General features: G+C 37.3%; 1 protein-coding gene. It reads right to left on the bottom strand.

All coding sequences use genetic code 11. The features are described from left to right. The coding region (rpsS, locus tag FUA24_RS04235) for a 30S ribosomal protein S19 (protein WP_148540170.1) at positions 1-244 on the bottom strand (244 nt) is incomplete at both ends.

Here is a 244-nt window from a genome sequence, read left to right as displayed (position 1 = left end):
TAGCACCTGCATGTCCACGGAATGAACGTGTTGGTGAAAATTCTCCTAATTTATGACCTACCATGTTTTCTGTCACATAAACAGGTACAAATTGGCGGCCGTTGTGTACTGCTATTGTTTGACCTACAAAATCTGGTGTAATCATACTGGCTCTAGACCAAGTTTTGATTACTGTTTTTTTGTTAGCTTCAACGTTTGCAGCTACTTTTCTTTCTAATTTATAATGAACGTAAGGTCCTTTTTT

The sequence above is a fragment of the Seonamhaeicola marinus genome, from assembly GCF_008085455.1.
This window is presented reverse-complemented; position numbering and strand designations above follow the sequence as displayed.